The organism is Novosphingobium sp., from assembly GCF_027489515.1.
In the GTDB taxonomy this organism is placed as follows: domain Bacteria; phylum Pseudomonadota; class Alphaproteobacteria; order Sphingomonadales; family Sphingomonadaceae; genus Novosphingobium.
Genome location: NZ_JAIXZS010000027.1, coordinates 64,312 through 88,445 on the forward strand (window position 1 = coordinate 64,312; position 24,134 = coordinate 88,445).

Genomic DNA, 24,134 nt, shown 5'->3' on the forward strand with positions numbered 1-24,134 from the left:
CCCTCATGACCAGGGCCCGAGCAGGATCACCCCCGCGCTTGCCGCCGCGCCGACAATTGCTGCGGTGACATAGCCTAGCCAGCCCAGCCCGCCCCCATCGCTGATCAGCGCGACCGGCGGCAGCGGTGGATCCTCGGGCGCACCGCCCTTGGGCGGGAAGCGCTCCTCCACCCGGCGGACGAGATCGGGCAGGCCAAGCAGCGTCTTCACGTTCTCCCGGATGCGGTCCGCAATCGCGGCTTCCGGGCCCAGCTCGTCGCGGATCCAGTCGCGCACGAAAGGTGCGGCCACGTCCCACATGTTGATCGATGGGTCGAGCTGGGTGGCGATGCCTTCGACCATCACCATCGTCTTCTGCAGCAGCAGCAGGTGCGGCTGGGTCTGCATGTCGAAATCGCGGGTGATCGCAAACAGCCCGTCGAGCATCTGGCCGACCGAAAGCTCGCTCACCGGCTTGCCGCGCATCGGCTCGCCCACTGCGCGCAGCGCCGTCGCGAACTCGGCCACCGAATGGTAGCTCGGCACATACTGCGCCTCGAAATGGATCTCGGCAACGCGGGTGTAGTTGCCCGTCGTCAGGCCATAGAGGATTTCCGCGAGCCACTGCCGCGCGCGCCGGTCGATCCGGCCCATGATGCCGAAGTCGATCGCGGTGATCGTGCCGTCGGCTTCGATGAACAGGTTGCCCTGATGCATGTCGGCGTGGAAAAATCCGCCACTGATCGCCTGCCGCAGGAATGCGATGACGAGCCGGCTCGCCAGTTCCTTGCGGTCATGCCCGGCGGCATCGATCGCCGCGTTGTCGCTGATCTTGATCCCGTCGATCCAGTCGAGCGTCATCACCCGGCCATTGGTGCGGTCCCAGTCGATGCTTGGCACGCGGTAGCCCGGAAAGGCGTGCATCTGCTCGGCAAGCTCGGAAGCCGAAGCCGCCTCGCGCCGAAGGTCGAGCTCGCGCAAGGTCCAGCGCTTGAAGTTGGCGATCACCATGCGCGGGCGCAGCCGCGAGGCCTCGCCGCCCAGCGCCTCGAGATGCGCGGCGGCCCATTCGTAGGTCGCGATATCGGCGGCGAACTTTTCGCGCACGCCCGGGCGCAGCACTTTGACCGCCACCTGGCGGCCATCGGTCGTCACCGCGCGGTGGACCTGCGCCACCGACGCCGCGCCGACCGGTTCCTGCTCGAACTCGGCAAACAGCGATTCCAGCGGCCGCTCGAAGCTCGTCTCGATCTCGCGCCGGATCAGTGCGAAATCAACCGGCGGCAGCTTGTCCTGCAGCTTGAGCAGGTTCTCCGCCGGCCCCGGTCCCACCAGATCGGGCCGCGTCGCCAGCGTCTGCCCCAGCTTGATCGCCGCTGGGCCGATCGCGCGAAACGCCCCGGCATAGTCGCGGTCACGGTTCTTCCCCGTCAGCGAGGCCCAGCGCGCCAGCTTCACCAGCCGCCGCACCGGAGCCGGCGTGTTCGCATCGTTCTCGATGCCGATCAGCGCGCCATGCCGGGCAAGCGTGATGCCCCAGCCGAGCAAGCGGCGGATATGGGTGATGTGCCGGGTCAAAGGGTGGTCCTCAGACCTTCCAGCCCGAATGGATCGCCACAGCGCCGCCCAGAATCGGCTCAACCTTGGTGTGGCGGAAACCGGCCGTGCGGATCATGCCCTCGAATTCGCGCATCTTTGGGAAGCGGCGGATCGATTCGATCAGGTAGCGGTACGATTCGGCATCGCCCGCGATCATCTGGCCCAGTTGCGGCACGATGCGGTGCGAGTAGAAATCATAGACTTCGGCAAAACCCGGCCACTCGGTGGTCGAGAATTCGAGGCAGAAGAACCGCCCGCCCGGCTTCAGCACGCGATGCGCCTCGGCCAGGGCCTTGTCGATCCGGGTCACGTTGCGGATGCCGAAGGCGATCGTATAGGCGCTGAACTCCTTGTCGCCGAAGGTCAGCTCCTCGGCGTTCTGGCGCGACCAGCTGAGGCCCTGAATGCCCTGCTTCTCGGCCCGCTCGATGCCCACGTCGAGCATGTCCTGGTTGATGTCGGACACGGTGATCGCCGCGCCATGCCGCGCCATGCGGAACGCGATGTCGCCGGTGCCGCCGGCCATGTCGAGGATCGCCTCGCCTGCGCGCGGTTTCACCAGGCGCACGAAACGGTCCTTCCACAGCCGGTGCATCCCCGCCGACATGGCATCGTTCATCCGGTCATAGTTTTTGGCGACGGACGAGAACACCGCGCCAACGCGCTCGGTCTTCTCTTCCGGGGTCACCTCCTCATAGCCGAAGGAGACGGTTTCGGGCTCGGCAGCGGTTGCGTCAGTCATACCCCGCGCCTTTACGTGGGAATTGCCGCCACGGCAAAGCCTGTTAGGTGCAATTGCGTCATGCCCGAATTGCCAGAAGTCGAAACCACCGTCCGCGGCCTTGCCCATGTCCTCGATGGACAGGTGATCGCGCGTATCGAGACCCGCCGCGCGGATCTGCGCCGCCCGTTTCCGCCGGATCTCGTGCAAGCGCTTACCGGCGCGCGCATCACCGGGCTTGGCCGCCGCGCCAAGTATGGCCTGATCCATGTGGATCGCGGGCAGACCATGGTCTTCCACCTTGGCATGAGCGGGCGCTGGCGAATCGATCCCGACGAAATCGGCAAGCACGATCATCTCGTTATCGAAACCGGTGCGGGCCGCACCCTTGCGCTCAACGATGCCCGCCGCTTCGGCTCTGTCGATCTGGTCGATACCGCCGCGCTGGAAAGATGGCCCCAGTTCGCCGCGATGGGGCCCGAGCCGCTAGGCCCCGGCCTCACCCCCGGCCACCTCGCCAAGGCTTTCGATGGCCGCTTCGCTGCCGTGAAGCTGCTGCTCCTCGATCAGCAGATCGTCGCAGGGCTGGGCAATATCTACGTCTGCGAGGCGCTGCACCGCGCGAAGATCCACCCCGAGCGCGAGGCGGGCAAGGTCAGCCGCCCCGCGCTGGGCCGGCTGGTGCCGGAAATCCGCGCCGTGCTCGAAGAAGCGATTCGCGCCGGCGGCTCCACCTTGCGCGATTACGTCCGCCCCGATGGCGAGCTTGGCTATTTCGCAAAGGACTGGCGTGTCTACGGACGCGAGGGCGAGCCATGCGGCTGCGGCCGTCCGGTCAGCCGCGTGGTGCAGGGCGGGCGCTCCACGTTCTTTTGCGGGCACTGCCAGCGGCTCTGACAGCTTCTGTTCATGTCGGATCGGCTTCGGCGTTGAACTCGGCGCGTCGTCTGATTAGCGTCGGGCAACGTCAGCGCACCCGCCACGCCGGGATGCGCTCTTTTTTGTCCGCAGGAGTGTGGCTTGACCATTGCAGTGATTTTGGCCGGCGGCCTTGGAACGCGGCTGGGCGAGGAAACATCGGTTCGCCCGAAACCGATGGTCGAAATCGGCGGCATGCCGATCCTGTGGCACATCATGAAGATCTATTCCGCGCATGGCGTGAATGATTTCGTGATCTGCCTCGGTTACAAAGGCTACATGATCAAGGAGTACTTCGCGAACTACTTCCTCCATATGGCCGATGTTACGCTCGATCTCACCAAGAACAGCGTCGAAGTCCACCAGAACTGGAGCGAGCCCTGGCGGATCACCCTGGTGGAAACCGGCGCCGATACGATGACGGGCGGGCGTCTGAAAGCGGTGCGGCCCTACTTGAAGGAAGGCGAGCCCTTCTGCTTCACCTATGGTGACGGCGTCGCGACCGTGGACATCACCGACCTGCTCGCGTTCCACAAGGCCCACGGCAAGCGTGCGACGATCACCGCCGTGACCCCGCCGGGCCGTTTCGGCGCGCTCGAGATCGAGGGCGCGTTCGTGCGCAGTTTCCAGGAAAAGCCTGCCGGAGACGGCAACATGATCAACGGCGGGTTCTTCGTCGCCGATCCCTCGGTGATCGATCTGATCGAAGGCCCCGCGACGACGTGGGAGCGCGAACCGCTGGAACAGCTTGCGGCTGCGGGGGAGCTGGGCGCCTATCGCCACGAAGGCTTCTGGCAACCGATGGATACCCTGCGCGACAAGCTCTACCTCGAAAGGCTGTGGGAAGAAGGCGCGCCATGGAAAATCTGGTGAGCCAAAACCTGGTGAACGACGCCTTCTGGCAAGGCCGGCGTGTTTTCCTCACCGGCCAAACCGGCTTCAAGGGCAGCTGGCTCGCGCTGTGGCTGCACGCGATGGGGGCGAAAGTTACCGGCTTTGCGCTGCCGGCTGAACCGGTCAGCCTGTTCAATCAGGCCCGCATCGGTGAACTGGTGACGCATATCGAAGGCGATATCCGCGATCTTGCCGCGGTCGAGGCCGCGATGCAGGCCGCCCGGCCGTCGGTCGTGCTGCATCTTGCCGCGCAGCCGCTCGTCCGCCGGTCCTATGCCGAGCCGGTCGAGACCTACGCGACCAACGTGCAGGGCACCGTCCATGTGCTCGACGTCTGCCGCCGCATCGCCGGGCTCGAAGCCATCGTCTGCGTTACCAGCGACAAGTGCTACGAGAACCGCGAATGGGTCTGGCCCTACCGCGAAGACGATCCGATGGGCGGATACGATCCCTATTCAAGCAGCAAGGGCGCAGCGGAACTCGTCGCGGCGGCCTATCGCCGCAGCTACTTCAGCACGGTGCCTGGCCCCCGGCTCGCCACCGTGCGCGCCGGCAACGTGATCGGCGGCGGGGATTGGGCGGAAGACCGGCTCGTTCCCGATATCGTCCGCGCGCTGCTGGCGGGCCATGCGCCGCAGATCCGTGCGCCGCAGTCGGTCCGGCCCTGGCAGCACGTGCTGGAGGCTCTCAGCGGCTACCTCCTCGTGGCGCAGCGGCTCACGGGCGGGGATGCGGGGATCGACAGCGGCTGGAATTTCGGCCCGTCCGAAAGCGACGCGCGTCCCGTCTCGTGGATTGCCGACCGGCTGATCGGTGCCTGGTCCGGCGCTGCGCCGGGCACTGGCTGGCAGGACGTCTCCGGCGGCGCGGCCGTGCACGAGGCGCGCCTGCTCCGGCTCGATTGCTCCAAGGCGCGCGCCGATCTCGGCTGGCGCACCGCGCTCACGCTGCACGATGCGCTGGGCATGATCGTCGATTGGCACAAGGCCGTGGGCGCGGGCGAGGACGCGCGCGCCGTCACGCAGGCGCAGCTCGCTGACTACCGGGAGCGCAGCGCCGCGTCGGCCTGAACCTGCGGGGTCTGGGCGGGCGGCTGCGGCGGCGCCAGCGCCACCACATGTGTTGTCCAGCCGCCGATGCGGCCCGGCGCCGTGGCGAAAGTCGCCACGATCCGTCCCCGCGCGAACAGGGCGCGATAAGCTGCATATTCCGCGGGGAAGGCGTCGCGCTCGGCGGCATAGCGTTCATACTGCGTGATGATCGCATAGTCGGCGCGGCATGTGCCCCGCTTGTCGGCGGCGACAGTGCCATAATCGATGTTGGAGCGTCCGCCGCGGCCTGCATCCACCGTATCATACTGGACCTTGCCGCCGAGATAGGCGCGCACGTCGACACAGCCCACCGTGCCGAACGGAAAGATCAGGTGCCACGGCTCGGGCAGGATATCGAAGGCAAAGTGCTCCACCAGCACCGTGCTGCCGGGGGGGATATGCGCGGCGGCCCAGCGCGTCGCGAGTTGGCGCGCATCGTGCTGCCGTTCGATCTTGCGCGTCGTCGTTGCCGTGGCCGGCTGGATGAGGGCCGCCGCCAGCAGCGCGAGCGCGCCTGCGCGCCGCGCCGGCGTCTGCGCGAGGCGGGCAGCAATCTGCGCCCAGCCCAGCCCCACCGCCAGCGCCAGCAGCGGCATCAGCGGCAGCACCCAGCGCTCCCACACCAGCGCCTGGCTGCAGATCGTCGCGGTGAATGCGGCCAGCACCGGCAGGATCACCGCTCCGGCGCGGCGGCGCAGCAGCCACCACGCGCCGGCCAGCGCAAGGGCGCAACCGATCACGCCAAGGCCGGTCAGGACCGGCCCCCCCGCATACCAGCCGAGGTTGTAGAGCGGGCTCCCCCCGGTTGCCCCCAAGTGGTGGCTCTGCGCCTCGCCCTGCAGATTGCGCGCTACGGTCGCGAAATCGAGCGCGATATAGGGTGAGACGGCGAGCAGCCCGATCACCGTGGCGATAGCGCCCGCACCAAGCTGTGCCGCGATGGCCGGCGGCTTGCTCCGGCCATTGGCAAGGCGAACTGCCGCCGCCCCGATCAGCGCCACGCCGGCAATCCCGGTCGGCCATTTGGTCGCGACCGCAACGCCCAGCCAGATCCCCGCCACCACGTGAGGCCTGAGCCGCTCCTCGCGCATCGCGCGCAGCGCCGCGCGCAGGCTCAGCAGCATGAAGAACGTCGCCATGATGTCCGTTCGGATCACCTGCGACCAGATGACGCTCGCCGGTTCGATCGCCACCAGCGCGGCCGCGGCAAGGCCAGCGCGGCGCGTCAACGCGGCTTCGTCGGCATTGCCGGCAAGGTCCTCGCCCAGCCGGAACGTCTGCCAGACCGTCGCGGCGCCGAACACGGCCATTGCCGCTCGCCCGGGCAGGATCATCCACGCCGGATTGGCATAGACCGCGCTCGCAAAGGCCTTGGTATCGGCAAACCAGCCCACGGCGCGGCCAAAGCCGAGCACGGATAGATTGACCACGGCGAGCAGTTCCATGGTCGTCGTGCCCGGATGACCGAACCAGCCCGGATTGAGCGACAGGCTGCGCAGCATCTTGAGCGCGCCGAGCTCGAAAATCAGCTCGTCAGGATCGTTGAGTGCAGGCAGGCCAAAGCCGATCCCGTAGAGCCGCAGGGCGAGGGCCGCCGCCACGATCCCGGTAATGGCAAGCATGGTGGAGCGGGAGCGCGGCAGGTTCTGCCCTCGGTGATCTGCCATCGCGTGTCCCTGCTCGCGCGCGCAGCCTGCCAGCCTGCCGCCATCCGGCTGCCGCTTAGCATAACCGGCGCCCAAGCCAAGCACGCCGCGCAGAGGCCATCTTGCCGCGGCGCCAGCGCTGGTCCAGATGGTGCGGCATGCATGGTGCAAAGGCCGTCCTTCCTGTCCTGCTGCTCGCGCTGGTGGCAGCGACGCCATGCGCCCGCGCGGCCGACGGCAGCCCGCCCGCCTCGCTCCCCACCGGCGAGGATGCTCGCCCGCAGGGCAGGCCTGTGCCGGCAGACGAAGCCCCGCAAGTGGTGCGGGAAGCGCCCGGCGATTACCGCACGATCTCGCTGTCGCCCGGCGCCTTGCCGCTCTCATCGCGGTTCGGCTGGCGCGGCGATCCGATCGAGGGTGGCACGCGGTTTCACGCCGGGGTCGATATTCCCGCTCCGGCCGGCGCCACCGTGCGCGCCGTTCGCGCCGGACGCGTGGTCCAGGCCGGCTGGGCGGGCGGCTATGGCAATCTCGTCGTGATCGATCACGGCGCCGGCGTGCGCTCGCGCTATGGCCACCTCGAACGCGTGCTCGTCGCGCCGGGCGATCCGGTCGCCACCGGCCAGAAGATTGGCGAGATCGGCTCGACCGGTCGCTCGACCGGCCCGCATCTGCATTACGAAGTGCGGATGGGCCGTGTCGCCATCGATCCGCTGCGTGCAGCGATGCGGGTCTCGCCTGGCACGCAAGGCGAACCCGCGTGGCCCGAAAGCGACCTGCGCGAAACCGAAGCCGCCCCGCGCTGGGCGTGGACGTCCGATGGCACCGCCGATGCCCAAGGCGAAGGTTTGCCAGCCCCCGCTATTCGCTGATCTCGCCGCTGAGGTGGCTTACCAGCGTTTCGAAGTTGTGGTGCACGGTCCCGCTCGGGGGTGACCATCCTGCCGGCGCATAGCCCCAGCTCAGCAGATGGAACGGCATGCCGAACGCGTCGGCCACGGCATGGTCGATCTCGCTGTCCCCGATGAACACGCCTTCGCCCCGGGGAAGCTGATGCGCGCAAAGCACACAATCGAGCAAATCGGGTTCCGGCTTGGGCCGCAACTCGGGCCTGCCGCCGACGATCGTGCCGAAATGGACCGCGAGGCCGGTATCCGTGAGGACCTTCTCGCACAGCGCCTGCGGCTTGTTGGAGCAGATCGCCATGGTGAAGCCCGCGTCCGTCAGCGCCTGAAGCCCCGTCTCGACTCCGGGAAACACCGTATCGCGTGAGGTTGTGTGCTCGGCATAGCGGGCACGGAATTCCTTAAGATCCTCGTCCGGATTGCGGCAGGCATCGCCGAGCAGTGCCCGCACCATGTCGCGTCCGCCGCGGCTCATGTAGGCTGCGGCGCTGCCTTCATCGATGGTGTTCACGCTTCTTCGCGCCTGCAGCATTTCCTGCAAAATCGCGACGCAGGCGGCGTTGCTGTCAACCAGCGTACCGTCGAGATCGAATACAAGCAGCGGTCTTTGCGCCATCAAAACCAACCTCGGTAACGCGTCGGAGTGCCCTAAGCAGGCGCCCTATCCGTATAAATTCATGCTTAAGGTAACGTTAATAATTTGGGCGCAATGTGCAACTCAGGCAATGCAGGGGCGTCCCTACCGGGCTTGTGCTCTGCAGGAAAGTCTAATAGCAAGAATTGCCAAGAGATTTTTCGGCCTCGTACCAGAAGTTTATGTCCATTATGGAGAAAATCCGTGAACACTGCTGAACGTCACATGCTGGACCTTCTGAAGCGTGGCCGCGAATATTACGGTTTTGTTGCGGTCAAGGCCGAATTCGAAGCAGAGGGCACGCGTCCGGACGAGCTTCTGCGTCTTTTGGAACTTGCGCACCGCGCTGATCTTGGTGTTGCACTCAAGATCGGCGGCTGTGAGGCCGTCTCGGATTTGCTGCAATCGCGAAATTATGGGGCGAATTACATCATCGCACCGATGGTGGAGACGCCTTACGCGCTGTCCAAATTCGTCGAGGCCAAGGACAAGGTCTACGGCAAGAACGAGGAGGGCACCGAGTTCCTCTTCAATCTCGAGACGCAGACGACGCTCGAGAATCTGGCAAAGATGGTCCCGGTCGCCAAGCAGGGCGGCATCGACGGGATCGTGTTCGGCCGGGTCGATTTCACGCTCTCGCGCAGCATGCCGCGCGGCGCGATCAATGATCCCTCGGTCACCAAGGCCGTGATGGACGTCGCTGTCGCCTGCGCGGAAAACGATCTCGATCTCGTCGTCGGCGGATCGGTTGCGGTGGAAGCCGTTCCGGCGCTCGCGCGGTTCCGCAGCGTGCGGCTTGATCGGTTCGAAACGCGCAAGGTCGTGTTCGATGGCAGCGCGGCGGTGAGCGATACGATCGCGCTCGGCATTGCCACGGCGGTCGATTTCGAACTCGCCTGGCTGCGCAACAAGCACGAGTACTACAGCCGCATCGCCGGGGAAGACCTCGCCCGGATCCAGATGATGGAAGAACGGCAGGCCTCGCGCGCCCAGCTCGCCGCCGTCGCACGCTGACTTGATCGGGCCGCCGGGCGCGAAGGCATCCGGCGGCTTCTCTTGGGGATATTCCCGGTCGGCAGGCGTTTTGCCGCATGCTAGAGGGTTTTGCGCCGGGCCATTTCGGCGCATGCTGTGCCTGACCGAGAAGTCCGGCATCAGACACAGCGAGCACGATTTATTGATGGGCGGTCCGTTGAACATCACGAAGCTTGGAAACGGTGCCGGTCTGGCGCTGCTTGCGCTCTGCTGCGGCCTCTCGGTCACGGCGGCACGAAGCCAGGTGGTGGATACCGGGCAAGGCACCTCGACCTATAGCGGGCAGGTCTCTTCGGGCAGCGCGCAATCGGGCGCCGCCCAGAATGCGACGAACCGGGCCTTGCAGCCTGCGCCCAACGTCCAGAACACCGCGATCAGCGATTATCGCCCCACCCAGATCCAGGTGCCTGCCGAAGGGCAGTCCAGCAGCGATGCGCAAGCCCCCGCTCCGCAGCCGCGCGCGCGCCGCTCGCCTGCCGGTCCGCCGGGAGAGTTCGAAGCCTTCATTTCGGAGATCGTCGGCAAGCCGATCCGCCGGCTCGGGTCCGATCTGCTCACACCCGATGCGCGCGATTTCACCGCGCCCCCGGTCGTCTCGGTGCCGCCGGATTATCGCATCAACCCGGGTGACGAGATCCGGCTTGGCCTCACCGGCAATGTGCAGGCGACGAACCTCAGGCTCAAGGTCGATACCGAAGGGCGGATTTTCGTTCCCGAAGTCGGGGCGGTCCAGGTAGCGGGGGTCGCCTATCGCGATCTTCAGGCCGTGATCGGCCGTGCGGTATCGCGCCAGTACCGCGATTTCACCGCAAGCGTCGGGGTGACCCGGCTCAATGGCATCACCGTCTACGTCACCGGCTTTGCTGCGGTGCCGGGTTCCTACACGGTGAGCAGCCTGTCCACCGTGGTCAACGCCGTGCTCGCCGCTGGCGGACCGGCGGCAGGCGGCAGCTTCCGCTCGATCCAGGTGCGGCGCGGCGGCAAGCTGATCTCCGACTTCGATTTCTACGATTTTCTGCTCAAGGGCGACAAGTCCGCCGATGCCGTGCTGCAGAACGGGGATGTCATCTTCATCGCGCCCGCTGGCGCGCAGGTTGCCACGATCGGCAGCGTCAACAACGAAGCGATTTACGAGGCGCGCGCCGGGGATACGCTGAAGGACGTGCTGGTCTATGCCGGCGGGGTCAACACCGTCGCGGATATCCGCCGCCTCCATGTGCTCGATCCGATGAGCGATCAGGGTTGGCAGGAATTGACGCCTGAGGAAGCGGCGAAGACGCCTGCCCGCCGCGGGCTTGTCCTGCGCGTCCTTTCGGCGGTCGGCATCGCGCAGCCGGCGCAGCGCCTGCCCTCGCTCGTCACCATCGGGGGCGAGGTCCAGAAGCCGGGGCGCTACTTCGTGCAGCCGGGCACCACGCTCGATGAAGTCATCGCCAAGGCTGGCGGGCTTACGGCGCAGGCCTATCCCTTCGGTGCGGTGTTCGTGCGCGACAGCCTGCGCCGGCAGCAGACCTACAACTTCAGCAAGGCCGTCGACGAACTCAAGGTGACGCTGACCGCCGAGCCGCTCGTGCGCTACGAAAATCAGGACAAGGACCTCACCGCCCGGCTCTCGGCCGTCGATGCGCTGGTGAACCAGCTCAATGGACGGCGGATCGAAGGTCGGCTGGTGCTGCCGGTTGCGCCCAATGACCAGAGCCTGCCGGCCGCCTTCATCGTCGAGAACAACGACAATCTCGTGATTCCCACGCGCTCGCTCGCGGTCGGGGTCTACGGCATGGTCAACAGCTCGGCGGATTTCCGCTACAATGCCGGTGCAAAGGTGGGTGACTACCTGAAGCTCGCTGGCGGGTTCAACCGGCTGGCCGATCGCAAGCACGTCTTCGTCGTGCGTGCCAATGGCACCTTGCTCAGCGGCCGCGGTACGCTCGGCGCTGTGGCGCTGCCGGGCGATCTGGTCTTCGTGCCGATCGATTCGCAGCGCGGTGCGTTCTGGGCGCGGTTCAAGGATCTGCTCAACTTCGGCTTCCAGGGCGCGCTTGCCACCGCGTCGATCGTGGCGGTGACCAAATGACCCCTGCCGGCCGGATGGGCCGCCTGCGCGAACGCCGCGTGCGGCTGATCATCTATGTGGTGCTGGGCGCGGTGCTGGCGGTGCTGTGCCTGTTCCCGCGCCCGTTCATGGCGCGCGCCAAGGTCATGCCGGGCGATAACAACGCGGCCTCGCTGTTCAGCCAGTCCGGCGCGGGATCGCAGCTCCAGAACCTCGCCTCGCTCTTCGGGGATCGCAGCGCGACCGAAGTGACGCTGCAACTCGCCAAGAGCGATGCCGTCACCCGTGACGTGGTGGCCCGGCTCAAGCTCGTGGGTCCGGGTCGGCCCTATGCCGATGAACGCTCCGCCATGGTTGCGCTCGGCAAGCGAGTCGATGTTCATTCGCTGCTGGGCGGCATCATCGAGTTCGAGGCCCGCGCCTACGATCAGGATTGGGTGCTGGCGGTGACCCGCGCCTATGTCGATGCGATGAGCGACCGGATGAGCAGCTATGTGCGCAACCAGGTCTCGCGCAAGCGCCGCATTGTCGAAGATCGCCTTGCCAGCTCGCAGGAGCGGCTGGTTCAGGCGCAAGCCCAGTTCGATGCATTCCGCAAGGCCAACCGCATCGCCGATCCGGCGGCGCAGCTGGGCGAACAGCTGACGGTGCGGGCAGGTCTCGAAGGCCAGCTGCAGGCAAAGCAGGTCGAACTCGCGACACTGCGCACAACGGTTGGTCCGGAGAACCCCCGCCTCAGCGTTGTCGCCGGGCAGGTCGCTTCGCTGCAAGCGCAGATCGCCCGCGCGGCCAACGCAAGCGAGGGCCAGGCCAGCCCCAATGTCGGCGCCATCTCGGCGACGGCGCTTGCCTATGCGCGGCTCTATCGCAGCTATGTCTTCGCGCAGGGCGTGTCGGACGTGTACTCGCGCGCCGCCGAAGAGATTGCCGTGCAGGAAATCCTCTCGCAGGACCGCGCCCAGCTTTCGGTGATCGATGCGCCGCATGTCGATCCGGATCGCTACTTCAACACGACCGCGGTTGCCTTCCTTGCGCTGCTCGTCGCGTTCGCCGTCTTCGTCGAAGTCTACGCCCCCGCGACCGGCCTGTTCGATCCGGGCGCGGCTGCGCGCGGCAAGGGCGCCGAGGCCGGGCCGCTGGCACCGTGATGCAGGCTGTTGCGCAATGAGCGATATCGAAATCTCCGTCGTGATCCCCTGCCTCAACGAAGAGGAAAACGTTCAGGGCATCTACGAGGAAGTCCGCGCCGAGCTCGAGAAGCACGCGCGCTCGTGGGAAATCATCTTCATCGACAATGGCTCGACCGACCGCACGCGCGAGCTGATGCGCGCACTCTGCGCGGCGGACACGCATGTCCGGGCGATCTTCAATACCCGCAATTTCGGGCAGATGCGCTCGCCCACCCACGCGATCTATCAGGCCGAAGGTGCCGCCGTGGTCGGCATGTGCGCCGATTTTCAGGACCCGCCGCAGCTGCTGGGTGAATTCATCCGCCAGTGGCGAGATGGGCGGATGATCGTGCTGGGCGTGCGCCGCACCGAGGAAAAGGCCGGGGCGCTGCTCACCGCCGCGCGCAAGGCCGGCTACGGCTTCCTCGCGCGCAATGCGGACTATGCGGTCATCCCCGGCGCGACCGGGTTCGGCCTCTATGATCGCCGCGTGGTCGATACGCTCGCGCGCTGGCACGAGCCCGAGCCGTTCTTCCGCGGCATGCTGGTCGAAAGCGGCTTCTCGATCGGCCTCGTCCCCTATGACCGACCCGAACGGCGCGGCGGCCAGACCAAGAACGACGTGTTCGCGCTGCTCGATTTTGCGGTCTCGGGCCTTGCCGGTTCGTCCAAGGCGCTGCTGCGCCGGCCCATCGTCTGGTCGTTCGGCTTCATGGCGCTGGGCCTGGTGCTGGCGATCTGCGCTATCGCGGCGGCGCTGGCCGGCGGGACAGCCTGGCCCTGGGTCATCCTTGCCAGCCAGTTCGCGCTGTTCGGGTTCGGCTTTCTGTTCACCGGGCTGCTCGGCGAACAGGTGCGGATCATCGCCGAGCGTACCCGGCGCGTGCCGCTGGTGATCGAGCAGGAGCGGCTGAACTTCCCGACCGACCGGACCATGCCGGTGCGCCAGCCGTTCGTCGTCGCCGAAGATGCCTGAAGGCGCCCTGCCGACGCGGCGCCAGAATCTGCAGCTGGCCTTGCGCGCCACGCTGCCCGAACTTGCGCTGCTGCTGCTCGTGCTCGCTTCGTTCGTCTCGCTGGTCCGCACCTTCTTCTTGACCGGATACCTGCCCCAGCCGTTCATCTGGGATCCGCAGGATACCTTCATGGACTGGTTCAACACCGCCTACTGGGCCAACCATTGGGGCGCCTATTCGGTCTGGCGCTCGATCTATCCGCCGCTGTCGTTCATCGTGCTGCGGCTGTTCAGCATTTCCTCGTGCTATGTCACCTCGCCCTTCGCGGCGCGCGATTGCGACTGGCTCTCGATCACCGCGATCCTTGCGTCCTATGTCGCGGCGATCGGCGTGTCCTACCTCGCGCTGCGGCGCAATGATCCGCGCACCGCGCTCATGCGCACACTGGCGCTCGCGTTCGGTTATCGCACGCTCTACGCGCTGGAGCGCGGGCAGCTGCTCCTCATGTGCTATGTCGCGATGGTCATCGCCCTTGGCTTCTTCGCCACCTCGCGCCCGGTGCGCGCGATCGCGGCGGGGCTGATGATCAACTTCAAGCCCTACATGCTGGTGGCGACCGTGGGCTGGGCGATCCGGCGCGAGTGGCGTCAGCTTGAGCTTGCCGCCTTTGCCACGGTGCTGATCTACCTTGCCACATGGGGCCTGATGGGTGGCGGCAGCGTCACCGAACTGCTCGACAACACCTTCAACTGGATCAGTTTCACCGGCGGCGATGTCGTCGGCGAGATCTACTATTCGACCAGCTTCAACGGCCTGTTCGGCGTGATCGACCGGGGCGCCTTCCCGGTGCTGCGCTACTTCCGCTCGGACACCTACGAGACGTTCCGCTTCGTGCTGACGAGTGCCATGGCCGCTGCGCAGCTGACCGGGATCGCCGCACTGTTTCTCGCCTGGATGCAACCGCGCGCGGTCGCGCTGCCGCGCCTCGCCTGCATCGCGCTGCTCATCTCGCTGACCACGCGCTCGCCCGGCGGCTATACCGAGATGTTCATCATGTTCCTCGTGTTCATGGAGCCGTGGCGCGGTTTCGCGCGGATCGCCTCGATCACGATCATCTATCTCAATGCGCTCAACGTCGATTGGCAGCTGTCCACCCTGCCGGTTGTCCACACGACGGCGTGGCTCAGCGGCAAGGCGGTTTCGGCGCAGTTCGGCATCGCGGTCGGCCAGTTCACCCACCCCATCGGCCTATTGCTCGTGCTCATGCTGCTCTCGCTGGAGACGATCCGCGAGGCGACGCTCGCCTATCGCCAGAACCGGCCGCAGCTGGCGTTCGGCGCGCCGGGGGAGGCGCTGGCTTGAGCCTCCATCCCATCCTTGCCGAAGACCTTGCCGGCGTGGTGGAAAGCCTCGCGGCAGACTGGCCTGCGCTTCGCGGCGCGCGCCTGTTCATTACCGGCGGCACCGGCCTCATCGGGCGCTGGATGCTTGAGGCGCTGCGGCTGGCCGATGCCGCGCATGGGCTCGGGCTCGAGGTTGCGGTGCTCACCCGCGATCCGGCCGCGTTTGCCGCCAAGGCGCCCGCGCTCGCCGCATGGCCCGCGCTGCGGCTGGTGGCGGGCGATGTGCTGACCCTGCAGCCCGATGGCCAGCCCTACACCCACGTCATCCACGGCGCGACCGATGCCAGCGCCGATCTCAACGAGAACGACCCGCTGCGCATGTTCGATACGATCGTGGCGGGCACGCGCAACACGCTCGATTTCGCGCGGGCAGCCGGGGCAGGGCGCGTGTTGTTCATGTCCTCGGGCGCGGTCTATGGCGCGCAGCCGTGGGATGTGACTCATGTCGACGAGGACTACCGCGGCGCGCCCGATCTCATGACCCACCGTTCGAGCTATGGTGAGGGCAAGCGCGCGGCGGAGATGCTCTGCGCGATCTATCGCCGCCAGTTCGGGCTCGATATCGTCACCACGCGCATCTTCGCGCTGCTTGGGCCGATGCTGGCGCTCGATATCCACTTCGCGGCGGGCAACTTCATTCGCGATGCCATGGCCGGGCGCACGGTGACCGTGAACAGCGACGGGCGCGCGGTGCGTTCCTATCTCTATACGGCCGATCTCACGACCTGGATGTGGGCCGTGCTGCTGCGCGCGCCCGCTGGCGCGACCTACAATCTGGGCTCGGAGCAGGCCGTCTCGATCGGCGATCTTGCCGAACGCGCGGCGACCGTGCTCGGCAGCGGCAAGTTCGAGATTCTCGGCAAGCCCGATGCGGGCTGGAATCCGGGGCGCTATGTGCCCTCAACTCTCAAGATCCGGAGCGAACTGGGCGTGGCGCCAACGGTCGATCTGGACGAAGCGATACGCCGCACGGCGGCATGGAATGGATGGATCGGATGAGCAAGATCAAGCTTTCAGACTGGGTGGCGCAGCAGCTGGTCGCGCACGGCATCGGCGATGTGTTCATGCTCACCGGTGGCGGGGCCATGCACCTCAACCATTCGATCGGCACGCATGATGGCATCCGCACCACCTTCTGCCACCACGAACAGGCGCTCGCGATCGCGGCCGAAGCCTATGGCCGGCTCACCGGGCGCCTGCCGGTGGTCAACGTCACCTCGGGCCCCGGCGGCACCAATGCCATCACCGGCATCTACGGCGCCTTTGTCGACTCGGTCGGCGTCCTCGTCCTCTCCGGGCAGGTGAAGAACGAAACCACGGTCCGCCACACCGGGCTGCCGCTGCGCCAGTATGGCGATCAGGAGCTCGACATTGCGCCGATCGTGCAGACGATCACCAAGTATGCCGAGATGGTCACCGATCCGCAGACGATCCGCTACCACCTCGAAAAGGCGATCTACCTCGCGCGCTCGGGCCGCCCCGGGCCGACCTGGCTCGATATTCCGCTCGATGTGCAGGCCGCGCGGATCGATCCCGATACGCTGGATCCCGGCTTCGATCCGGCCGAACTCGACGAGCCGTGGACGAAGACCGATCTCGCCGCCGCGGCCGAGGCAGTCATCGCCAAGCTCAAGACTGCCAAGCGCCCGGTCGTCTTCGCCGGCGGCGGGGTGCGGCTCAGCGGCGCGCACGCCCAGTTCATCGAACTGGTCGAAAAGCTTGGCGTGCCCGTCGTCACCGGTTGGAACGCGCATGATGTGATCTGGGATGATCACCCGCTCTATTGTGGCCGCCCAGGCACGGTGGGCGATCGCGGCGGCAACATGGTCAACCAGAGCGCCGATTTCCTGCTCGTGCTCGGCAGCCGGCTCAATATCCGGCAGGTCAGCTACAACTGGAGCAGCTTCGCGCGCGAAGCCTACAAGGTCTGGGTCGATATCGATCCGCTCGAACTGCAGAAGCCCAACGTGAAGCCGGACATGCCGGTCGTCGCCAATCTCAAGGACTTCATCCCGGCGCTGCTCGCCGCCGCGCCGGCCGGGCCGACCGAGGAGCAGCGCGAATGGCTCGAATGGGCGGTGCAGCGGCGGCGCAATTTCCCGGTGGTGCTGCCCGAATACAACCAGAATGCGGTGTGCCACCCCTATGTTGCGCTCGATGCGCTGTTCCAGGTGCTCGATGGCGAGGATGTCGTCGTCTGCGGCAATGGCAGCGCCTGCGTCGTCGGCTTCCAGACCGCGCAGATCAAGCAGGGCCTCCGCCTGTGGACCAATTCGGGCTGCGCCACGATGGGTTATGATCTGCCCGCCGCGATCGGGGCCTGCGTCGGACTGACCAGCGCGGGAGAGGGCAATCCGCGCCGCGTCATCTGCGTCGCTGGCGATGGCAGCATCATGATGAACCTGCAGGAGCTCCAGACCATCATCGGCTACGGCATGCCGGTGAAGATCATCCTCCTCAACAACAACGGCTATGTCTCGATCTTCCAGACCCACCGCAATTACTTCAACGGTGTCGAAGTCGGCGGCGGACCCAAGAGCAACGTGACCTTCCCCGATTTCTCCAAGCTCGCCGCGGCCTTCGGCTATGGCTACTGGCGGGTCGACGGGCACGAGAACCTCGGCGCGCTGCGCGAGGCGATCGAGGCCCCCGGTGCCACGATCTGCGAGATCATGATCGACGAGAACGCCGCCTTCGCGCCCAAGCTGGGGGCCAAGGTCCATCCCGATGGGCGGATGACCTCGCCCCCGCTCGAAGATCTCTCGCCGTTCCTCCCGCGCGAAGTCCTGCGCGAGAACATGCGCATCCCGCTGCTGGAAGAGTGAGCCGGTGCGACTGATCGAGCGCGTTCTCGCGCGATTGCGCCGGGGCGAGCGGCCGGTGCGCTATCTCCTTGCGGGCGCGGCCAACACCGCATTCGGGCTGTCGTTCTTCCCGGCGCTGCTGTGGATCTGGCCGTGGTTCACGCACCACTACATGGCGGCGCTGGTGCTGTCGCAGCTCGTCTGCGTGATCTTCGCGTTCAGTACCTACAAGATCGGGGTCTTTCGCACGCGGGCCAATATCCTGCGCGAGTTTGCCTATTTCTCGTCGTATTCCTACGCCGTATTCGGGGCCAATCTGATTGCATTGCCGCTCATGGTGCAAGGTCTCGGCCTGCATCCGATCCCGGCCCAGTTCTGCTTCTCGCTGCTGACGCTCGTCAGCAGCTATTTCTGGCACCAAGCCGTCACGTTTCGTTCGGATACAAGGACCTGATCAGCGATGTCAGCCTTTCTAGAGCGGTCCTGCCCCTGTTGCGGAAGTGCGCAGGCCACCCCCGAAATGCAGAGCGAGCCAGCCGGCGAGGACGTCGGGCTTGAGGGCCTCGTGCCGTTCTGGGAGGGGCTGCGCAAGGAGCGCATGTTCTTCACGTATGCCCGGTGCCAGTCCTGCGGCCTGCTCTACTGTCCGCGCTATTTCACCGGCGAGCAGCTGGGTCAACTCTACGCCAATCTCGCGCCCAACATGGATATGGTCCCCTCGGCAGCGATCACCGCGACCCAGCGCGGCTATTGGTCGGCCGTCGCCGGGAGCGTGATCCCCGGCGACTATCTCGAGATCGGCCCCGATATCGGGCACATCGTCGCGCCGGCTGCTGCCTCGGGCAAGTTCGGCCATGCCTGGCTGTTCGAGCCGAACCGCGCGGTCCACGATGTGCTCGCCCGCTCCGCCGGAAACCTGCCGCATACGATCAGCGCGGCGATGGACGATTTCAGCGATGTGCCCGATGGCACGATCAGCCTCGCCGTGATGATCCACGTGCTCGATCACATCACCGAGCCGCTGGCGATCCTACGCCAGATACGTGCCAAGCTGAAGCCGGGTGGGCGCATCCTCATCGTGACCCACAACGAAAAATCGCTGCTACGCTCGGTTATGGGCCGTACCTTCCCGCCGTTCTGCCTGCAGCATCCGGAACTCTACAACCCCGATACGATGACGCGGGTGTTGACCACCGCTGGCTATTCGGGTGTCGAGGTCCAGCGCAGCGTCAATCACTTCCCGATCAGCTTCCTTGCGCAGCAGGCCGGGCAGACCATCGGGCTCGATCTGTCGCGCCTGCCCCTGCCAGACATGGCAGTGGGCCTGAAGCTGGGCAACATGTTAACGACAGCCCAGCTGTAAGGCCAACAACCGGGAGAGAGCCAGCCATGAAGACCCGCATCACCGAACTGTTCGGCATCGAGCACCCGATCATCCAGGGTGGCATGCACTATGTCGGCTTTGCCGAAATGGCCGCTGCGGTCTCGAACGCGGGCGGGCTCGGCATCATCACCGGCCTCACGCAGAAGTCCGCCGCCGATCTCGCCAATGAGATCGCGCGCTGCAAGGACATGACCGACAAGCCCTTCGGCGTGAACCTCACCTTCCTGCCCACTGTCAACGCGCCCGATTATCCGGGCTACATCCGCGCAATCATCGAAGGCGGGGTGAAGATCGTCGAGACCGCGGGCAACAACCCCGCGCCGTTCCTGCCCTACTTCAAGGACGCGGGGATCAAGGTGATCCACAAGTGCACGTCCGTCCGCCACAGCGTGAAGGCCGAGAAGGTTGGCTGCGATGCGATCTCGGTCGATGGCTTCGAATGCGGCGGCCATCCGGGCGAGGACGATATCCCGAACTTCATCCTGCTCCCCCGTGCGGCCGAGGAACTCACCATTCCCTTCGTCGCCTCGGGCGGCATGGCCGATGGCCGCAGCCTCGTCGCCGCGCTCGCGCTCGGCGCAGAAGGCATCAACATGGGCACGCGCTTCATCGCCACCAAGGAAGCGCCGGTGCATGAAAAGGTAAAGCAGGCGCTGCTCGCGGCGTCCGAGCTCGATACCCGCCTCGTCATGCGCCCGCTGCGCAACACCGAGCGCGTGCTGACCAACGCCGCGGTCGAGCGCCTGCTCGAAAAGGAACGCCGCCTCGGCGCGGACATCAAGTTCGAGGACATCATCGAGGAAGTCGCCGGCGTCTACCCGCGCATCATGATGGAAGGCGATATGGAAGCCGGCGCGTGGAGCTGCGGCATGGTCGCCGGCCTGATCCACGACATCCCGACCTGCAAGGAGCTCGTCGACCGGATCATGGCGCAGGCCAACAGCATCATCCGCGAACGGCTGGCGGGGATGGCCTGAGGGGAAAGCCCTCTCCCCTTCAGGGGAGAGGGTTGGGAGAGGGGACGTGGCACTGCGCCGCGCTGCCCCCTCTCAATTCCGGCTAGGCAGCAAGCTGCCAAGCCTTCGTATCTCTCCCCTGAAGGGGAGAGAGCGCAGAAATCAGGCCGCCAGCGTCAGGTCCTCGAACCGGCCAAGGTGGAAGTCCGCCGAGCCGAACTGGTTCTCGATCATCGTGGCCCGCTTGAAATAGTGGCCGATGGCGAGCTCCACGGTAATGCCGATGCCGCCGTGGGTCTGGATCGCGTTCTGGCCTACGAAGTTGATCGAGCGTGCGACTTTCGCCTTGGCGAGGCTCACCGCCGCCTTGCGCTCGTCCGCCGGCAGATCGAGCTTGAGCGTGCCCATCAGCGCCATCGAGGCGATCTGCTCCACCTCGATGAAGATGTCGGCCATGCGGTGCTGCAGCACCTGGAACTTGCCGATCGGCTGGCCGAACTGCTTGCGCTGCTTGATATAGTCGAGCGTACCCTCGTGCAGCTTGCGGCTCACCCCGCAGGCCTCGCCGCAGATCGCCATGGTGGCTTCGTCGGCCAGCAGCTCGATCAGGTCGATCCCGCCGGGGATATGCGCATCGCCGGGGATCGCCACGTTCTCGAAGTAGATTTCGCTCGCCTGGAAGCCGTCGACGGTCGGGTAGTCGCGGCGCACAATTCCCGGCAGCGTGGCGTCGATCAGGAACAGCTCCACGCCCGCGCGCTCGCGCGTCGAACCGCCGGTACGGGCGGTGACGAGGAGGTGCGTCGCCCACGGCGCGGCATAGACCACCGCCTTGTGGCCCGAGAGCACGAAGCCCGCGCCGTCCGCCTTCGCGGTGGTGCGGATGTTCGCCAGATCATAGCGGCCTTGTGGCTCCGCATAGGCCCACGCGATCACGGCATTGCCCGCGATGATCTCGGGGATCACCGCATCGGCCATCGCCCCGGGCGCGCGCTTCATCGCGCCGCCGCCGATCACCACGGTCTGGAGATAGGGTTCGATCGCGATGACCTTGCCCAGTTCTTCCATCATGATCATGTTCTCGAGCGCGCCGCCGCCAAGCCCGCCGTGTTCTTCGGCAAAGGGCGCGCCCAGAATGCCAAGCTCGGTGGCGAGCGCCTGCCAGATGCCCGGATCGCGGCCCTCAGGGCGCAGCAGCATCTTCTTGCGCGTCTCGAAATCATACGTGTCGGCCAGAAAGCGCGCGAGCGTATCACGCAGCATGCCCTGCGTTTCGGTGTAGCTGAAATCCATTGTCCTCAAATCCCGCTTCAGGGCCGCCGCGTCGCACCTTGCGCGCGGCGGCCTCCATTTTCACTCAGAGCCCGAGCACCATCTTGGCGATGATATTGCGCTGGATCTCGTTCGAACCGCCATAGATCGTTGTCTTGCGGGTGTTGAAATAGGTCGGCGCGGCCCGGTGCGCGTAGTCCGGCCCGATCGGGTGCTCGTTGTCGCCCTCTCCGAAGCCGCGGAAGTAGGGCGCGCCATAGTGGCCCACCGCTTCCAGGGTCAGCTCGGTCAGGCGCTGCTGGATTTCCGAACCCTTGATCTTGAGCAGGCTCGATTCCGGCCCCGGGCCCTTGCCGGCGCTTTCACCCGCCAGGCTGCGCAGCTCGGTAAACTCGAGCGCGGTGAGGTCCATTTCCAGTTCGGCGATCTTGCGCTTGAAGAAGGCATTGGCGATCAGCGGCTTGTCACCGTCCATCTCCGCCCGCGCGATCGTCTTCACCTTCTCGATCCCGCGCTTCGAAGCCGCCACACCGGCGATCCCGGTGCGCTCGTGCGCCAGCAGGAACTTGGCGCAAGTCCAGCCCTTGTTTTCCTCATAGACGCGGTTCTCGACCGGTACGCGCACGTCTTCGAGCCACACTTCGTTGACTTCGTGCTCGCCGCCCAACGTGATGATCGGGCGCACGGTGATGCCCGGCGACTTCATGTCGATGAGCAGGAACGAAATGCCTTCCTGCTGCTTGGCATCGGGATCGGTGCGGACGAGGAAGAAGCCCCAGTCGGCATGCTGCGCCATCGTCGTCCAGGTCTTCTGGCCGTTGACGACATAATGATCGCCGTCCCGCACCGCCTTGGTGCGCAGCGAGGCAAGGTCAGACCCCGAACCCGGCTCCGAATAGCCCTGGCACCACCAGTCCTCGCCCGAAAGGATGCGGGGGAGGTACTTGGCCTTCTGCTCGGGCGTGCCGAAGGTGTAGATCACCGGGCCGACCATCGAGAGGCCGAAGGGCATCAGGCGGATGCAGTCGGCGCGCGCGGTCTCTTCGGACCAGATGTAGCGCTGCGTCGCGGTCCAGCCGGTGCCGCCGTACTCGACCGGCCATGCCGGGGCGACCCAGCCCTTCTTCGCCAGCACCTTGTGCCAGGAGAGGAAGTCTTCCTTTGAAAGCTCGTCGCCCTCGTCCTGCTTGCCGCGCAGTTCGGCCGGATAGTTCTCGGCGATGAAGGCGCGGACTTCCTGCTGGAAGGCCAGATCTTCGGGGCTGAAATCAAGATGCATGGGGCTCTCCCTTTTGAGTTCATGGCCTTTTTACGGCCCTGACGCAGCGAGACTCGCTTCCGTTATGGGAAGCCGGTCTCCTGCACCCTCCATCCTTCCACTTTACGTAAACGTCAAGAGGGGCGATGGGTCAGGCACGGCGGCGACGCGCCGCCAAGCCCCCGTGCGGGCGGCCCTGCGCGTCCGATGCACAGAAGCCACACTTCCGGCACTCGCACGCATTTTGCGATTCAATCGCTTGAATTCTTGCTTGCGCTTGGGCTGACCTTTTGCCAGAGAACCCCCATGCAGGCGTCTCGAGGCTTCGATTCGCTGCTGTCGTACGCACAAAAGTGCTCGCAATCGGGAGGGATATCTGTGAAGCTCACCGCAATTCAATCGTGTGCATCGGTTCTGGCGCTGGCTGTGGCCGCCGTTTCGGCGCCAGTGTTCGCCCAGGAAGCCGCGCCTGCTGATGCCGCCGCCACCGACGCCCCTGCCGACACGCTGAGCGAGATCGTCGTCACCGCCTCGACCGGTACCAAGAGCAAGCTCGACAGCTCGGTCTCGATCTCCTCGGTCGACAGCGCCATCATCGCCAATTTCCGCCCGATGTCGGAAGGCGATCTGCTTCGCCTGCTGCCGGGTCTCCAGCCCAACGTTTCGGGCCCGGGCGGTAACGGCAACTTTGCCGTGCGCGGTCTGCCCGTCGCCACCGGCGGCGCCACCTTCGTCCAGCTGCAGGAAGATGGCCTGCCCACCGTGCTGTTCGGTGATATCCAGTTCGGCAACAACGACTACTGGACCAAGTCGAGCCCGATGGACGCCCGCGTCGATGCGATCCGCGGCGGCACCGCCGCCACGCTCGCCAGCCAGGCGCCGGGTGCGGTGATCAACTACATCAGCAAGACCGATCGCAGTGAAGGCGGCTACATCCAGCTCGAGCGCAACCTCACCTACGATTACACCCGCGCCAGCTTCCGCTTCTCGGGCGCCATCGATGACAAGACCCACTTCAACATCGGTGGTTACTACGGCGCCGGCGATGGCCCGTGGCACTCGGGCTACCAGCTCAGCAAGTCCTACCTGATCAAGGGCAACATCACGCGCGAGTTTGATGACAATCGCGGCTTCTTCCGCGTCTATTTCAAGGCGCAGGACACGCAGGAGCCCAACACCCAGGGCGGCATCGCCTGTGGCAAGCTCTCTGGCGGCAAGGTTTCCGATCTGCAGGCCTGCCCGGGCTTCGATCCGCGCCGCGCGTCCAACTTCTCGGCGTTCAACCCGGTCGTCAACTACGTCGATTTCGATAGCCAGGGCCTTGCCAGCACGCCGCTCAACGGCATCACCACCAATGCCCAGTCGCTTCAGGCGCAGCTGCACTACAAGTTCGACAACGGCATCACCGTCGACAACAACGCCCGCTACACCAACATGAGCGGCGGCTTCTCGTCGAA

The 24,134-nt window shown here is 65.9% G+C and carries 21 protein-coding genes; 15 read left to right on the plus strand and 6 right to left on the minus strand.

The genetic code is table 11. The features are described from left to right. Positions 1-3: 3 nt before the first annotated feature. Together ubiB and ubiE are read right to left on the minus strand one after the other, a co-directional pair. On the minus strand, positions 4-1,557 hold the full coding sequence (ubiB, locus tag Q0082_RS04675) for a 2-polyprenylphenol 6-hydroxylase (protein WP_298190469.1): 1,554 nt from the start codon (positions 1,555-1,557) through the stop codon (positions 4-6). A 10-nt stretch (positions 1,558-1,567) separates the two neighbouring features. Continuing rightward, positions 1,568-2,320 carry a bifunctional demethylmenaquinone methyltransferase/2-methoxy-6-polyprenyl-1,4-benzoquinol methylase UbiE gene (gene ubiE, locus Q0082_RS04680; RefSeq protein WP_298190471.1) on the minus strand — a complete coding sequence of 251 codons (753 nt, stop codon included), beginning with the start codon at positions 2,318-2,320 and terminating at the stop codon, positions 1,568-1,570. A 60-nt stretch (positions 2,321-2,380) separates the two neighbouring features. Here ubiE and mutM point away from each other — a divergent pair, with 60 nt between their 5' ends. From mutM to rfbG, 3 genes are all read left to right on the plus strand, one after another. Next, entirely contained in the window at positions 2,381-3,196 is an 816-nt protein-coding gene (gene mutM, locus Q0082_RS04685; RefSeq protein ID WP_298190473.1) for a bifunctional DNA-formamidopyrimidine glycosylase/DNA-(apurinic or apyrimidinic site) lyase, read from the plus strand. 123 nt (positions 3,197-3,319) lie between these two features. Next, positions 3,320-4,090 (plus strand): glucose-1-phosphate cytidylyltransferase, encoded by a 771-nt coding sequence (rfbF, locus tag Q0082_RS04690; protein WP_298190475.1) that lies wholly within the window; start codon positions 3,320-3,322, stop codon positions 4,088-4,090. Continuing rightward, positions 4,087-5,181, plus strand: a complete 1,095-nt coding sequence (gene rfbG / locus Q0082_RS04695; RefSeq protein WP_298190476.1) for a CDP-glucose 4,6-dehydratase — start codon at positions 4,087-4,089, stop codon at positions 5,179-5,181. Before rfbF ends, rfbG begins: the two co-directional genes overlap by 4 nt. Here rfbG and Q0082_RS04700 read toward each other — a convergent pair. After that, positions 5,151-6,869 carry a phospholipid carrier-dependent glycosyltransferase gene (locus Q0082_RS04700; RefSeq protein WP_298190478.1) on the minus strand — a complete coding sequence of 573 codons (1,719 nt, stop codon included), beginning with the start codon at positions 6,867-6,869 and terminating at the stop codon, positions 5,151-5,153. The two genes, rfbG and Q0082_RS04700, sit on opposite strands and share 31 nt — an antisense overlap. A gap of 137 nt (positions 6,870-7,006) precedes the next feature. Between Q0082_RS04700 and Q0082_RS04705 the strand changes: the two genes are divergently transcribed. After that, a complete protein-coding gene (locus tag Q0082_RS04705; protein WP_298190480.1) occupies positions 7,007-7,720 on the plus strand; it encodes a M23 family metallopeptidase in 714 nt (237 codons plus the stop codon). Here Q0082_RS04705 and Q0082_RS04710 read toward each other — a convergent pair. Then, positions 7,710-8,369 carry an HAD hydrolase-like protein gene (locus tag Q0082_RS04710; RefSeq protein WP_298190482.1) on the minus strand — a complete coding sequence of 220 codons (660 nt, stop codon included), beginning with the start codon at positions 8,367-8,369 and terminating at the stop codon, positions 7,710-7,712. The genes Q0082_RS04705 and Q0082_RS04710 overlap by 11 nt on opposite strands. Positions 8,370-8,591: 222 nt before the next feature. Between Q0082_RS04710 and Q0082_RS04715 the strand changes: the two genes are divergently transcribed. From Q0082_RS04715 to Q0082_RS04760, 10 genes are all read left to right on the plus strand, one after another. Next, positions 8,592-9,401 (plus strand): aldolase/citrate lyase family protein, encoded by an 810-nt coding sequence (locus tag Q0082_RS04715; protein ID WP_298190484.1) that lies wholly within the window; start codon positions 8,592-8,594, stop codon positions 9,399-9,401. A 178-nt stretch (positions 9,402-9,579) separates the two neighbouring features. Continuing rightward, positions 9,580-11,496 carry an SLBB domain-containing protein gene (locus Q0082_RS04720; protein WP_298190486.1) on the plus strand — a complete coding sequence of 639 codons (1,917 nt, stop codon included), beginning with the start codon at positions 9,580-9,582 and terminating at the stop codon, positions 11,494-11,496. After that, positions 11,493-12,623 carry a capsule biosynthesis protein gene (locus tag Q0082_RS04725; protein ID WP_298190488.1) on the plus strand — a complete coding sequence of 377 codons (1,131 nt, stop codon included), beginning with the start codon at positions 11,493-11,495 and terminating at the stop codon, positions 12,621-12,623. Before Q0082_RS04720 ends, Q0082_RS04725 begins: the two co-directional genes overlap by 4 nt. Positions 12,624-12,639: 16 nt before the next feature. Beyond that, complete coding sequence (locus Q0082_RS04730; protein WP_298190490.1) at positions 12,640-13,620, plus strand: glycosyltransferase family 2 protein; 981 nt, start codon at positions 12,640-12,642, stop codon at positions 13,618-13,620. Beyond that, positions 13,613-14,962, plus strand: coding sequence for a glycosyltransferase 87 family protein (locus Q0082_RS04735; protein WP_298190492.1), 1,350 nt, complete (start codon positions 13,613-13,615; stop codon positions 14,960-14,962). Before Q0082_RS04730 ends, Q0082_RS04735 begins: the two co-directional genes overlap by 8 nt. Continuing rightward, on the plus strand, positions 14,959-16,002 hold the full coding sequence (locus tag Q0082_RS04740; RefSeq protein WP_298190495.1) for an NAD-dependent epimerase/dehydratase family protein: 1,044 nt from the start codon (positions 14,959-14,961) through the stop codon (positions 16,000-16,002). The genes Q0082_RS04735 and Q0082_RS04740 overlap by 4 nt, the downstream gene beginning before the upstream one ends. After that, positions 15,999-17,828: a thiamine pyrophosphate-binding protein gene (locus Q0082_RS04745; protein WP_298190497.1), complete on the plus strand. Its 1,830-nt coding sequence runs from the start codon at positions 15,999-16,001 to the stop codon at positions 17,826-17,828. Before Q0082_RS04740 ends, Q0082_RS04745 begins: the two co-directional genes overlap by 4 nt. 4 nt (positions 17,829-17,832) lie before the next feature. Beyond that, entirely contained in the window at positions 17,833-18,261 is a 429-nt protein-coding gene (locus Q0082_RS04750) for a GtrA family protein (protein ID WP_298190499.1), read from the plus strand. 66 nt (positions 18,262-18,327) lie between these two features. Continuing rightward, entirely contained in the window at positions 18,328-19,170 is an 843-nt protein-coding gene (locus Q0082_RS04755; protein WP_298190501.1) for a class I SAM-dependent methyltransferase, read from the plus strand. 26 nt (positions 19,171-19,196) lie between these two features. Further along, the gene (locus tag Q0082_RS04760; RefSeq protein ID WP_298190502.1) at positions 19,197-20,168 is read left to right on the plus strand and encodes a nitronate monooxygenase family protein; all 972 of its coding nucleotides are present in this window, start codon (positions 19,197-19,199) and stop codon (positions 20,166-20,168) included. Between the two features lie 141 nt (positions 20,169-20,309). On the opposite strand, the gene Q0082_RS04765 is transcribed toward Q0082_RS04760, so the two are convergent. Together Q0082_RS04765 and Q0082_RS04770 are read right to left on the minus strand one after the other, a co-directional pair. Then, positions 20,310-21,440 carry an acyl-CoA dehydrogenase family protein gene (locus tag Q0082_RS04765; protein WP_298190504.1) on the minus strand — a complete coding sequence of 377 codons (1,131 nt, stop codon included), beginning with the start codon at positions 21,438-21,440 and terminating at the stop codon, positions 20,310-20,312. 64 nt (positions 21,441-21,504) lie between these two features. Continuing rightward, positions 21,505-22,698 (minus strand): acyl-CoA dehydrogenase family protein, encoded by a 1,194-nt coding sequence (locus Q0082_RS04770; protein WP_298190506.1) that lies wholly within the window; start codon positions 22,696-22,698, stop codon positions 21,505-21,507. A 357-nt stretch (positions 22,699-23,055) separates the two neighbouring features. On the opposite strand from Q0082_RS04770, the gene Q0082_RS04775 reads away from it, so the two are divergent. Continuing rightward, a partial coding sequence (locus tag Q0082_RS04775) for a TonB-dependent receptor plug domain-containing protein (protein WP_298190508.1) occupies positions 23,056-24,134 on the plus strand: 1,079 nt, incomplete at its 3' end.